The following is a 12,637-nucleotide window of genomic DNA, read 5'->3' as shown; positions in this document are numbered from 1 at the left end:
GTTAAAGGACATCATTCAACATGATACCCATACCCACCCGTGTTTGCCTAAAGTTATAGTCAATCATTGACTCACCATAGCCACTGAACACTTGGGTATAGAAACGCACATTTTTAGTGATTGGATAGCTCCAGCCCATTTCTGCACCACCATAGCCGGTATTCCAGTTATAGCGGCCATCAATGCTGAACACACTGTTGCCCAGAGCATAGCCGACTTTCAGACGATAATAACCCATGTATTTAGTGATATCGGGGTTGTCATCTTTTGCATCGCTTTCCTGAAGACGGAACCAAGGCTTCAGGTCAACTTCCAAATTGCCGCGCTGTGCCATTACACGGGTATAAACACGATTCCAACTACGTGAAGTTGGATCAGCTTTACCATTGGATTGGTGGTTAAAACCAAATTCAACCTCCCGGAAAGTCCAGCCAGCAAACTCATAATCGGTTGCCCATGCCAGGAACATCTGCGGTTCGTAGTTGGTTTCACGGAATGGGGCGGATTCATCACTATTAGATGCCTGCCACCAAGACCGCTGAGTATAAGAGGCACCCAGTAATGAATTTTCACCCGCAATACCACGCCAAATTGGGAAGCCTAAACTCAGTTGGAATTTAACTTCGTCTTTTTTAGCATTTTCAGCCCAATCATAAGAGCTAATCGCGTCTTTGTTGATATCGCTGGTATAGGTGTACAGTAAATAGTTGGTTTCATAAGGATAAAGCAAGAATGGATTGTCGTGATCTTCCAACATGGCCGCGATGATACTGCCACGTGCCGCAGGAGCCTGTTTATCCTTTACGTCTTCTGCTTGCGCCAACGTTGGCACCAGCAATAATGCCACTATTATTCGCCAAAACTTTCCCATAACTCCCCCGTCATTTTGTAAATTATTTCTATTTGTAATGAAAACAGCTCATTCTACACACAAATGTTATAGGGGATTAGTCTTGTTTATATTTATGAGTTAACAACTGGAAAACAACAAAATAGGGGCATAAAATAAACAATTAATTAACTAACACCCACAGTAATTGGCACTGTGGGCCATGACTAAGAGAATAAAGTGCAATGTCGGTTACACCATTAACACTGGAAGATGCTCGTCACCTCATCGGCGAGATTTTTGTTTATCACATGCCATTTAATCGTGAATTAGGTTTAAAACTCACTCGTTTTGAACAAGATTACGCCGAAATTACTTTCGATAATAATGACAAATTGGTCGGAAACATCGCGCAAAGAATTTTGCATGGTGGGGTTATTGCCGCGGTGCTGGATGTAGCTGCGGGCTTGGTTTGTGTGGGTAACAGCCTGGTTCGTCATGAGCCGCTGATTCAGGAACAACTGCAAATGAAGCTAGCGAAAATGGGCACTATTGACCTAAGAGTTGATTATTTGCGCCCCGGCCGTGGTGAGCATTTTATCGCCAGCAGCAGTATTTTACGCAGTGGCAATAAAGTGTCTGTTGCCAGGGTCGAGCTGCATAATGACCAGCAAATACATATCGCCAGCGCAACGGCAACCTATCTGGTCGGTTAATTTGACCTTAAGCGGTGATGATTAGTAGCACGAAGTTAAGTACACTCACCGCATCTCCTTTCTTGTTCTGAGCCACTCCATGGATAAACAACGAACCCGTCAGGGCATTTTCTTTGCTCTGGCTGCCTATTTCATTTGGGGCCTTGCCCCTGCTTATTTCAAGCTAATCCAACAGGTGCCGGCAGATGAAATTTTAACTCATCGGATTATCTGGTCATTTTTCTTTATGCTGATATTGCTTACTGTCAGCCGTCATTGGCCACAAGTTCGCAGCGCCTGTAGAAATGGCAAACGCCTGCTATTACTCGCGGTTACCGCAGTATTAATTGCCAGTAATTGGCTATTATTTATCTGGGCGGTAAATCACAACCATATGCTGGAAGCCAGTTTGGGTTACTTTATTAACCCGCTGGTCAATGTGCTATTTGGCATGTTATTTCTTGGCGAGCGTTTTCGCCGTATGCAATGGGTCGCAGTATCTTTGGCGTTTGCCGGGGTGTTAATTCAGCTGTGGCAGTTTGGCTCACTGCCAATAATCGCCCTGGGTCTGGCCATCTCTTTTGCCTTATATGGCCTGATACGTAAAAAGCTGGGAATTGATGCCCAAACCGGCATGTTGGTTGAAACAATGTGGTTATTACCGATAGCTGCGGTTTATTTGTTCTTTATTGCTGACAGCCCTACCAGCCACCTAAGTGCTAATACTGGCTCACTGAATGCTTTGTTAGCCGCGGCAGGGGTGATTACCACCATTCCGCTGCTGTTCTTCACTGCGGCGGCCACCCGTTTACGGCTCTCGACACTCGGTTTCTTCCAGTATTTAGGGCCGACGCTGATGTTTATTCTGGCAGTCACTTTTTACGGTGAGACTATCGGTAACGATAAAATGGTGACCTTCATCTTTATCTGGGCGGCGCTATTGCTGTTCACTCTGGATGCACTCTATACCCAACGTAAACTGCGTGCTTAACCATTATAATTAAAAACATTATAAGAGGTTGATGACCAACCTGTATTTTCAGTTCCGAGTCAGTCGGCGGTGTCTGCACCTATGAGCACGCCGACGGCTTTCGCCATTACGACCCATTAGGCACATTTCCCCTTCAATCAACTTTGCCAACCATCTGATTATAAAAAATAATATGGCGTTGTAGCTAGGTATCCCTGCAACGCCATATTCGAAAGTTAGAGCCAGTTCTTGCGTTTAAAATATAAATAGGGGGCCAGACCGGCAATAATCATCAAACTGATCGCCGCTGGGTAGCCAAATGACCAATTCAATTCCGGCATAAACTCAAAGTTCATCCCGTAGCTGGATGCCACCAGGGTCGGTGGTAGAAAGACCACAGAAACCACTGAGAAGATTTTAATAATCCGGTTCTGTTCGATATTGATAAAACCCATCGCCGCCTGCATCAGGAAGTTAACTTTCTGGAACAAGGATTCATTGTGTGGCAACAAGGATTCGATATCGCGTAGCACTTCGCGAGCCTGTTCCAACTGACCGCTGGGCAACCGAGCTTTACGTACCAGAAAATTTAGCGCCCGCTGGGTATCCATCAGACACAATCTGACTTTCCAGCCAATATCCTCCTGCTCTGCCAGCGTAGACAGCGCAGCATCGTATTCATCCCCTTGCTGGCCTTCCATAATAACGCGGCTTAATGCTTCTAAATCGCTGTAAATATTTTCGATTTCATCAGCTAGCTGTTCAATTTTGGTTTCGAACAAGTCCAGCAGCAATTCATAGGCATTGCCATCCACCAGTACCTGATTACGTGCACGCATCCGGTACAACCGAAATGCCGGTAATTCGCGCTCACGCAAGGTATAAAGGCGGCCATCACGGATAGTAAATGCCACTGTGGAGTTGCCAGCATGATCTTCAGCATCTTCATAATAAAAGAAGGAGTGAATATGCAGGCCATCTTCATCTTCAAAGAAGCGCGCGGAGGCCTCAATGTCATCCAACTCTGGCCGCGTCGCCAGGCTTTGCCCTAATTCAGACTGGACGCGATCTCGCTCCCCATCTTCTGGCTCGACTAAATCGACCCAAATTGAGGTTGTCAGGTCATCTGATTCATCCAGCTCCAAACGGGATAAGCGATTGTTACTTAATTTAAATGCGCTCAGCATGTACCAAAACTCCCTTACGGTAATGGAGTGGGAAACGCATTGAAGCACAGAAACAGCAGAGTATTGAAATACCGTTTGTTTCAGACCATAAGGAGATCTGACTCACAGCGACAGTTTAGCGGGGTCGCTGACAACCACGAAGGCTATCAGCAAATATGAGGATAGCCTTAGAAGTTGCACCAAATTAACAGGTTATTGAGCCAGTATCTACTGGGTGTGTCCAAGGCGAATGTCCTCATTAAGAATAGTGCGCGCATGTTACGCCGAGAAGAAAAAGGCTGTCAACCGGTTAAAAGGTGTTAATTCATGAGCACAATTTTCAGTTCTGAGTGGCAAGATTTTTTATCCCACAGCGCGCAGCGATATACCCTAAATAATTCGAGTTGCAGAAAGGCGGCCAACACATATGCAGCTTGAAGTATGACGGGTATAACATCACTCTGTTTACGCGAGATTACAGTCAGCCACTCTTAAGGATATTTGACCAGAATGAAGCAAATCACCCAACAAACTCTGATGCAGTTGAGCCAGCAAGCGCAGCAGTCACCGCGTCAGAGAGCCAATCTTAACTTCCATCCACAGCTCGACGACCCGATACAGCGCCTGGCGATAGCAATGGAGCCAGAGACGTATGTCCGCCCACATCGCCACCCTCACACTTGGGAATTACTGACTGCATTGCACGGCAACTTTATTGTGCTGCTGTTTGATGACGCAGGGAAAGTCACCCACCGCACGCTGTTGGGCCGGGAAACCGCTATTATGGAAATCCCCGCCAATGTGTGGCACGCCGTGCTCTCACTGGAAGAAGGGGCGGTTATTTTTGAAGTTAAACACGGCCCTTACCAGCCCATTACTGCTGAATATTTCGCCCGCTGGTCACCTGCCGAGGGTGAAGAGGAAGTCAGCAATCTATTGGCGTGGTATGCGACGGCTGATATTGGGGCGCATTATCAGCAATGAAATCTGCCAGCAGTAATCTCTGCCGGAAATAATATCAGTAAAAAAACCGAAGTCAGCGTCGACTTCGGTTTTGTGTATCCTGCCTCTTTATTTAACCCAGAATAGGGTGAAATTTACAAAACAGGCTTCCCTTTGGTATTGGCAAAATATTAACGCTTTATATTTTTAAATTGTTTTGTGGTGTTCGTAAGTGCAATTTCTGTCGGTAACCGTTCCATCGAACTCGCGCCGTAAAAACCATCACATTGTGGGCAATTATCCATAATGTATTGCGCGTCTTCAGGGGTCGAAATTGGCCCGCCGTGACACAGTACAATCACATCTTCGCGCACGTTTTTTGCCGCCGCGGCCCATGCATTAATCAAAGGCACGCAATCCGCCAACTTCAGTGCAGTATCCGCGCCAATGTTGCCGCCCGTCGTCAGCCCCATATGAGGGACAATAATATCCGCCCCTGCTTGGGTCATAGCGATGGCGTCTTCAGCACTGAAAACATAAGGTGTGGTCAGCAAATCTTTTTCATGCGCCAGGCGGATCATGTCCACTTCCAAGCCATAACCCATGCCTGTTTCTTCCAGATTCGCACGGAAGTTACCGTCAATTAAGCCCACGGTCGGGAAATTCTGCACCCCAGAAAAGCCTAAATCTTTCAAACTCTCTAAAAAATTGTCAAATTGGCAGAAGGGGTCGGTGCCATTAACCCCAGCTAACACTGGGGTATTTTTAACCACAGGTAACACTTCTTTTGCCATATCGACCACAATGTCATTGGCATTGCCGTAGGCCAGCAATCCTGCCAGCGAGCCCCGGCCCGCCATGCGATAGCGGCCTGAGTTATAGATAACGATTAAATCAATGCCACCAGCTTCTTCACATTTAGCCGACAACCCTGTACCGGCACCGCCGCCAATAATTGGCTCACGGCGGGCAATCATTGCTCTAAATTTAGCCAATATGGCCTGACGTTGAAATTTTGGCATGTGTTTCTCCACGAATTAAATGGCCCTAAACCCGTCATACTTCAAACTGCATGTGCGTTGGCTGCCTTCGCTCACCCCAGTCACTGACTCGTGTAAGCTCCTGGGGATTGACTCAGTTGCCGCCTTCCTGCAACTTGAATTATTTAGGGTGGGATGGGCTTTTTGCTATTTCTTTAAAATTTTCCACCGCAGCCTGAGCAAATCTTGGGTCGTTAATATTGAATGGATAATGCACCAGGCGGCGTTTTGGGGTTTGAATGACCGTCTCTTCCAATGTCTGAATAAAGGCGTTCAATGCCTTTTCGTCCCAGAAGGGTTGCCCAGGAGCATCCAGTGCCGAGAACCCGCCGTTCGGAATTAAGAAGCGCACTTCGCCCTGGCAACAATTAAGTTTTTCGCCAATCCAGCGCGCCAGCTCAATATTTTCTTGCTCAGTGGTGCGCATCAGCGTGACCTGCGCGTTATGTTTATAAAACAGGCGATCGGCATATTTTGCAGGAATGGTGGCTGGGCTACTAAAATTAACCATATCCAATGCACCACAAGAACCGACATAAGGAATATTGGTGTGCGCTATGGCATCGAAACGTTCAGGGCCGCAGGCTAATACACCATCAAATAATAGGTCGCAGACTTCCGTGGTGGTCAAGTCAAGCACCCCTGCGAGCAAGCCGCTTTCGGCCAGTTTTTCCATCGCCTTGCCGCCGCTGCCCGTGGCGTGGAAAACCAGACAATCATATTCTGAGGACAATGCGGCGCTAACCTCCTGAATACAGGGGGTGGTGACGCCAAACATGGTCAACCCCAGCGCCGGTTTATCCTCTGTAGCTGACTCTATTTTGGCAAAATACACGGCACCGGCAATTTGATGCGCCGCGTTACTGAGCACACGGCGAGAAATACGATTCAGCCCGGCAATATCAGTGACCGAATACATCATCGCAATATCGCTGGCACCGATATAACCGGAAATATCACCAGAAGCCATAGTAGAAACCATTAGTTTAGGAATGCCGATAGGTAAACTTTGCATGGCTGGAGTTATCAATGCCGTGCCACCGGAGCCACCCAAACCTAGCAACGCGGCAACATTTTCATGGCTACTAATAAAGCGTTCGAAAGCCAGTGACATCGCACTTATCGCCAGCCCTCTGTCACCACAGAAAACTGCCTGACGCCCATCTGGGTGATAACTCGCGACTGTTTCGGCCGAGATATCCGCGCCACAAGTCCGCTTACCTTCTTTCGTCGATAAATCAACGGTGACCGTGGTGAGGCCGGTTGCTTTAATCAATTCACTGACATACGCCAGCTCTTCGCCTTTGGTATCTGTCGTGGTCGCAATATAAATATGACGAGGCATCTGAACATCCTTCTATGAATGCGGAATGTCACCAAAATTTAAGCCGTTCACTGCTCTTTATTGATTTTTTATAGCCAAATAACCAAACGCGAATGGTTAAGATATGAACATATTGAGACTGTGGTATTATTTATGCAAAGCGCTTGAGTTAGATATGAGACTGTCGTCTCAAAAAATAGTGAAGATGAAATGCTTTCATATCGATTTGTGTAACTGATTTGTTATAGTGGACAACAATGCCATCTGTAGCCCTGGAGTGGCCGTGAGCAATCAGAATAAACAGGAAAGCCCCTCTTCGTTAACTACCATTCGGGCGAGAACCCGGCGGTTACTCATTGACACCGCAATGTCGATGTATGAGCAAGGCGCATTTCCATCAATAACCGAAGTGGCAAATGCTGCTCAGCTTTCCCGTGCCACGGCTTATCGCTACTTCCCGACTCAAAGTGCATTAGTCGCAGCTATGGTCGATGAAAGTCTTGGGCCAATCTTGACATGGCAGCCGACTCAACCCGATGCCCGCCAGCGGATTGCCGAATTACTGTCTTTCGCTTACCCACGAATGTTGCAACACGAAGGTGTGCTGCGAGCGGCATTGCATCTGTCTTTGCAGCAATGGGCGGATAATCGTAGCCATCCTAATAATGAAGAAAAGTTAGTGCGCGGCAACCGTAAACGGTTGTTAAAACTCGCTGTTGAGCCATTAGAAGAGAAGTTATCCCCAGAAGCATTGCAAAGAGTCATTCATGCTTTTTCATTAATCTATGGGTCAGAAGTTTTTATGGTATTGAAAGATATCTGGAATTTAGATGAGGCCGGGATTCAGGATGTCACCCAGTGGATGGGCAAGGCCATTTTGTTGCAAGCTGAAACCGATGCCAAACAAGCGGCTCAGGATTAGAGCCGCGAATACCGCGGCTGTATTATGTTCACAGGATTTACCCAAAGTCATTGGCGTTACAGCAAGGTCACGAATGAACGCGCCCCAGTGAGCTGACAAAGTCAGGTGATTCGGGTAAGTGAGTGCCAGCTAACACTGCTGTGGTGTCATTTAGACGGCTTCCAGTCTGGCATATGCCGCGACCAGCCACTTGATCCCCTCACCGGGGAAGGCCACCTGCAATCGGCTGTGTTCGCCACTTCCTTCCAAATTAACCACGGTGCCTTCACCAAATTTAGGATGACGCACCCGCTGGCCCAATAAGAAGCCGCTGTCATTTTCGTTCATCGGCGTCCCCATGCTGCGGTGATTTACCGGGCGCGAGACCGTGGCGCGCAACCGCACTTCTTCGACGCATTCCTGCGGCAACTCGCCAATAAAACGTGATGGCCGGTGATTAACTTCTTTGCCATACAGACGGCGGCTTTCGGCATAACAGAGAGTCAGTTTTTGCATCGCACGAGTCACGCCAACATAGGCCAGCCGCCGCTCTTCTTCCAGACGCCCGCCTTCATCCAGTGACATCTGGCTAGGGAACATGCCCTCTTCCATGCCCACAATAAATACCTGCGGGAATTCCAAGCCTTTAGCTGAATGGAGCGTCATCAGCTGCACCGCGTCCTGATAGGCATCGGCTTGGCCCTCTCCGGCTTCCAAGGCAGCATGAGAAAGAAATGCCTGTAGCGGCGTCAAATCCTGATCTTCATCCTGATAACTGTATTGGCGGGTCGCGTTGACCAGTTCTTCAAGGTTTTCAACACGCGCCTGGCCTTTTTCGCCTTTCTCTTGCTCATACATTGACCACAAACCAGAGTCACGAATCACGCGATCAGTTTGGATATGCAGTGGCATATCTGCGGTTTCATGGGCCAGTGAGTCCACCAGCTCGACAAAACGTTGCAGTGCCGAAGCGGCGCGGCCCGCCAGCACTTTTTCCTGTAACAGCGCGCGCGTTGATTGCCACAAGGTTAACTGACGGTCGCGGGCAGTCTGGCGCACCACATCTAACGTGCGGTCGCCAATACCACGGGTTGGCGTATTCACCACCCGCTCAAAGGCCGCATCATCATTGCGATTGGAAATCATACGCAGATAGGCCAATGCATCTTTAATTTCTTGGCGATCGAAGAAGCGCTGACCACCATAAATACGGTACGGCATGGCGGTCTGTAGTAAGGCTTCTTCCAACACGCGCGATTGGGCGTTGCTGCGATACAAAATGGCGCAATCATTCAGCGCACCACCATTGTCTTGCCAGGCTTTAATACGGCTGACCACAAAGCGGGCTTCATCTAATTCATTAAATGCACAATACAGTGAAATAGGCTCGCCTTCGGCCCCTTCAGTCCACAGGTTTTTTCCCATGCGGCCATCATTATGGGCAATCAGCGCATTCGCTGCGGTCAGGATATTGCTGGTCGAGCGGTAATTTTGCTCCAGACGGATGGTTTCAGCGCCGGGAAAGTCTTTCAAGAAACGCTGGATATTTTCTACCTGCGCCCCGCGCCAGCCATAAATCGACTGGTCGTCGTCGCCAACAATCATGACATTGGCACGATCACCTGCCAGCAGGCGGATCCAGGCGTATTGAATATTGTTGGTATCCTGGAACTCATCCACCAGAATATTGGTAAAACGTTCGCGATAATGATTAAGAATATGCGGTTTGTTCAACCAGAGTTCGTGCGCGCGCAATAACAGCTCGGCAAAATCTACCAGCCCCGCGCGATCACAGGCTTCTTGATAGGCCTGATAGATGCGCAGCCAAGTGGCTTCGACCGGGTTACCATAGCTTTCAATATGTTGCGGGCGCAGCCCTTCATCTTTTTTACTGTTGATGTACCACATGGCCTGGCGCGGCGGCCATTGCTTTTCATCTAAATTCAGGGCCTTAACCAAGCGTTTTAAAAGCCGCAGTTGATCGTCGCTATCAAGAATTTGGAAATCTTGTGGCAGATTGGCATCCATATGGTGAGCGCGTAACAACCTATGCGCTAGCCCGTGGAAAGTCCCAATCCACATCCCTCCCTGGCTGGTTCCAATCAAGTGCTCAATACGGTGGCGCATTTCAGCGGCCGCTTTGTTGGTAAACGTCACCGAAATAATTGAATACGGAGAAGCGTTTTCTACTGACAGTAGCCAGGCGATACGATGAACCAATACCCGGGTTTTACCACTGCCCGCACCGGCCAGTACCAACAGGTTGCAGCGTGGTGCAGCCACGGCTTCACGTTGTTTTTCATTCAGGCTGTCGAGCAGATCAGAAACGTCCATAGGCACCGTTCATCGGGTTAGGGAAAAAGCTAAATCACCGGGTTATCCGGTTATTTTACCACCATTCCACTGTGAATTTATACAGAGTTATTGCAGAGGATTATAGCAATGCTGTCAGGGAAGCCAACTGCGAAATCTCAATATGTGGCAATAACCGGCTATCGCGGGCGGTCATCAGACTTTGTTGCCGGTCATTAATCCAGCAAGCTTGCATCCCACAACGCAGTGAACCGGCAACATCCGTGGTCAGGTCATCACCGACATGCAAAATCTGTTTGAGCGGGATATCCAGATGGTTCGCCGCTTTATGGTACATATCGCGAAAAGGTTTGGCACGACCATGAGGGCCAGAACGTAAGACAAACTGGAAATAGCTGTCTAACCCGCAGGCTTTAGGGTCGGCATTGCCATTGGTGATAGCCACCAGCGGATAATGCTCGGCCAGCGCGCTCAGGGTGTCGTGCGTGGCGGGCGGCACATAAATACGGCTGCGCCAGACGGCAAAGTTTTCCATCGCCGCATCAGCTCCACATTGTGCTTCTGATTTGCTTAGCCCATGTCGCATCAGGCCCAGTTCAATGGCATGCCAGCGCCACTGGGTGACGTCGTGGTAAATATCGGGGTCTTGTTCCAGTAATTCACGGCGAAAACCATGAAGATCTGCGGCCTGTAGCTGAGCCAAATTAGGATGGTATTGCTGTAAAAATGCCACAGACTCTTGTTCTGTACGGGTTATCACTGGCCGATTGTCATACAGCGTGTCATCCAAATCGAAAGTAATGGCGGAGATACGCTCAAGTGGACGATAAAAATGCATCAGGATTTGCCTCGTTTGGCCCGTGGATGAGCAGCATCATACACTGTTGCCAGATGTTGAAAGTCGAGATGAGTATAAATTTGTGTGGTGGTCAGATTGGCATGGCCCAGTAATTCTTGTACTGCGCGCAAGTCGCCACTGGATTCCAACATGTGAGTGGCAAACGAATGGCGCAGTTTATGGGGATGAATATGGCTACTAACCCCCTGTTTTACCCCCCACTCCGCAAAGCGTTTCTGCACATTGCGCGCTGAAATTCGCTTACCGGTATTGGCCAAGAAGATGGCATCGTCTTGCGGTTCAAACAACTCACGCAACGCCAACCAATGTTCCAACCAGGTGACCGCCGTCTTGCCAATCGGCACTTTTCGCTCTTTGCTGCCCTTACCCATCACCCAGACCTCGCCGCTGGCCAGATCCACATGTTTGCAGTTCATGCCAACCAACTCGGATAGACGCAAACCCGCGCCATACATGACTTCCAGCATGGCCCGGTCACGTACTGCTAGCGGGTCATTGAGATCAATATCCAGCAGTTTATCGACTTCATCGACATCAATATTTTTCGGCAGATGACGGCCAGAGCGCGGGGTACTGACCCCCTTGGCCGGGTTAGCATTCAATACGCCCTGACTTACCAGCCAGTCAAGAAAACTGCGTAAAGCTGACAGCCGCAAAGCCAGACTAGATGAGTGTAAACCGGCACGTTTACTGCGAGAAACCAGTGAGCGCACCTGAGCTGCATCCAGCGTTTGCCAGTGCACCAGGCCCATTGGCTCGGCTATCTCCATCAGCGCCTGTAACTGACGCCGGTAGCTGGTGATAGTGAGTGGGCTGAGTTGGCGCTCAACTTTGAGAAAACGCAGGAAGGCCTCTACCTGCGGGGAGAGCGAAGCACTGAATTCGGTCATACCGGCTCGACCCAGCGCTCCAACAGACTTGGCAATAATATGGCGAGCTGATTTAGCATCACTGTCCCCATACCTTGCTGATAATGTTGTGTGTCGCGGCTGCTAAAAATAAGCACGCCCAAATCGCCATCTTTACCCAATAATGACAGCGCCGCAGACCCCACCAGTTTGGCTTGGGGCAATAACAGCAACAGCTCCGGCCCATTTAAGCTGCCCAGATAATGATGTTCATTACCTAAGCGCTGGATACGCATGGGTTCAAAAGCATGGCGGGACAGGCCTAAATGAGTGAAATCAGAAGGTGCGCCGATTTGCCAGCGGTCAGTGAACAACCTGATATTGGCACCGGCCAGGCCAAAATCTCTGGCCCAGCGCTGCAAGCGATTAAGCATATCTTGCAAACTAGTGGCGGCTGCAAGGTTACTTTGCAGTTGCAGTAAGCGGTTGAATAACACTTCATTCAGACCGGCCTGCTCCATCAGTAAAGTGATTTCTTCTTCCAACTGGCCTATCTGGTTGCGCTGACGCGCCAGTTGCCACTCAACCAATGAGACCGTGCCTCTCACTGGGTGGGGAATATGCATTTGTTCAACCAAACGCGCGTTGCGGATAAAGAAGTCGGGATTTTGCAATAAATACTGCATGACCGCGTCGTCATCTAGCACGATACCGGCCAGTGCCTGCCCCTCATAACTTTTCATGTCACAC

The 12,637-nt window shown here is 49.0% G+C and carries 12 protein-coding genes; 4 read left to right on the top strand and 8 right to left on the bottom strand.

What is annotated here, in order from left to right; all coding sequences use genetic code 11:
* Nucleotide 1: 1 nt before the first annotated feature.
* Complete coding sequence (gene pldA, locus YROHD0001_RS10840) at nucleotides 2–871, bottom strand: phospholipase A (protein WP_004714272.1); 870 nt, start codon at nucleotides 869–871, stop codon at nucleotides 2–4.
* Nucleotides 872–1,074: 203 nt separating this feature from the next.
* Between pldA and YROHD0001_RS10845 the strand changes: the two genes are divergently transcribed.
* Both YROHD0001_RS10845 and rarD read left to right on the top strand, forming a co-directional pair.
* Nucleotides 1,075–1,545 carry a thioesterase family protein gene (locus YROHD0001_RS10845; RefSeq protein WP_004714271.1) on the top strand — a complete coding sequence of 157 codons (471 nt, stop codon included), beginning with the start codon at nucleotides 1,075–1,077 and terminating at the stop codon, nucleotides 1,543–1,545.
* A 79-nt stretch (nucleotides 1,546–1,624) separates the two neighbouring features.
* On the top strand, nucleotides 1,625–2,515 hold the full coding sequence (rarD, locus tag YROHD0001_RS10850; protein ID WP_004714270.1) for an EamA family transporter RarD: 891 nt from the start codon (nucleotides 1,625–1,627) through the stop codon (nucleotides 2,513–2,515).
* Nucleotides 2,516–2,730: 215 nt separating this feature from the next.
* On the opposite strand, the gene corA is transcribed toward rarD, so the two are convergent.
* Nucleotides 2,731–3,681 (bottom strand): magnesium/cobalt transporter CorA, encoded by a 951-nt coding sequence (corA, locus tag YROHD0001_RS10855; protein ID WP_004714269.1) that lies wholly within the window; start codon nucleotides 3,679–3,681, stop codon nucleotides 2,731–2,733.
* Nucleotides 3,682–4,170: 489 nt separating this feature from the next.
* Here corA and YROHD0001_RS10860 point away from each other — a divergent pair, with 489 nt between their 5' ends.
* The gene (locus YROHD0001_RS10860) at nucleotides 4,171–4,644 is read left to right on the top strand and encodes a WbuC family cupin fold metalloprotein (protein WP_004714268.1); all 474 of its coding nucleotides are present in this window, start codon (nucleotides 4,171–4,173) and stop codon (nucleotides 4,642–4,644) included.
* A 149-nt stretch (nucleotides 4,645–4,793) separates the two neighbouring features.
* Here YROHD0001_RS10860 and YROHD0001_RS10865 read toward each other — a convergent pair whose 3' ends face one another.
* Together YROHD0001_RS10865 and YROHD0001_RS10870 are read right to left on the bottom strand one after the other, a co-directional pair.
* Entirely contained in the window at nucleotides 4,794–5,624 is an 831-nt protein-coding gene (locus YROHD0001_RS10865) for a phosphoenolpyruvate hydrolase family protein (protein ID WP_032816622.1), read from the bottom strand.
* A 139-nt stretch (nucleotides 5,625–5,763) separates the two neighbouring features.
* Nucleotides 5,764–6,987 carry a Tm-1-like ATP-binding domain-containing protein gene (locus YROHD0001_RS10870; RefSeq protein ID WP_004714266.1) on the bottom strand — a complete coding sequence of 408 codons (1,224 nt, stop codon included), beginning with the start codon at nucleotides 6,985–6,987 and terminating at the stop codon, nucleotides 5,764–5,766.
* A gap of 262 nt (nucleotides 6,988–7,249) precedes the next feature.
* On the opposite strand from YROHD0001_RS10870, the gene YROHD0001_RS10875 reads away from it, so the two are divergent.
* Nucleotides 7,250–7,888 (top strand): TetR/AcrR family transcriptional regulator, encoded by a 639-nt coding sequence (locus YROHD0001_RS10875; protein WP_032816621.1) that lies wholly within the window; start codon nucleotides 7,250–7,252, stop codon nucleotides 7,886–7,888.
* A gap of 150 nt (nucleotides 7,889–8,038) precedes the next feature.
* On the opposite strand, the gene uvrD is transcribed toward YROHD0001_RS10875, so the two are convergent.
* The 4 genes from uvrD to YROHD0001_RS10890 form a co-directional block, all read right to left on the bottom strand.
* Nucleotides 8,039–10,201: a DNA helicase II gene (gene uvrD / locus YROHD0001_RS10880; RefSeq protein ID WP_004714264.1), complete on the bottom strand. Its 2,163-nt coding sequence runs from the start codon at nucleotides 10,199–10,201 to the stop codon at nucleotides 8,039–8,041.
* Between the two features lie 100 nt (nucleotides 10,202–10,301).
* Nucleotides 10,302–11,018: a 5-amino-6-(5-phospho-D-ribitylamino)uracil phosphatase YigB gene (gene yigB / locus YROHD0001_RS0117720; RefSeq protein ID WP_032816620.1), complete on the bottom strand. Its 717-nt coding sequence runs from the start codon at nucleotides 11,016–11,018 to the stop codon at nucleotides 10,302–10,304.
* Nucleotides 11,018–11,929: a tyrosine recombinase XerC gene (gene xerC, locus YROHD0001_RS10885; RefSeq protein WP_032816619.1), complete on the bottom strand. Its 912-nt coding sequence runs from the start codon at nucleotides 11,927–11,929 to the stop codon at nucleotides 11,018–11,020. Before xerC ends, yigB begins: the two co-directional genes overlap by 1 nt.
* On the bottom strand, nucleotides 11,926–12,630 hold the full coding sequence (locus YROHD0001_RS10890; protein ID WP_004714262.1) for a DUF484 domain-containing protein: 705 nt from the start codon (nucleotides 12,628–12,630) through the stop codon (nucleotides 11,926–11,928). The genes xerC and YROHD0001_RS10890 overlap by 4 nt, the downstream gene beginning before the upstream one ends.
* Nucleotides 12,631–12,637 lie beyond the last annotated feature (7 nt).

It is taken from the genome of Yersinia rohdei ATCC 43380 (assembly GCF_000173775.1).
In the GTDB taxonomy this organism is placed as follows: Bacteria; Pseudomonadota; Gammaproteobacteria; order Enterobacterales; family Enterobacteriaceae; genus Yersinia; species Yersinia rohdei.
The sequence above is the reverse complement of the archived record's forward strand: the minus strand, read 5'-3'. Positions and strand labels throughout refer to the sequence as shown.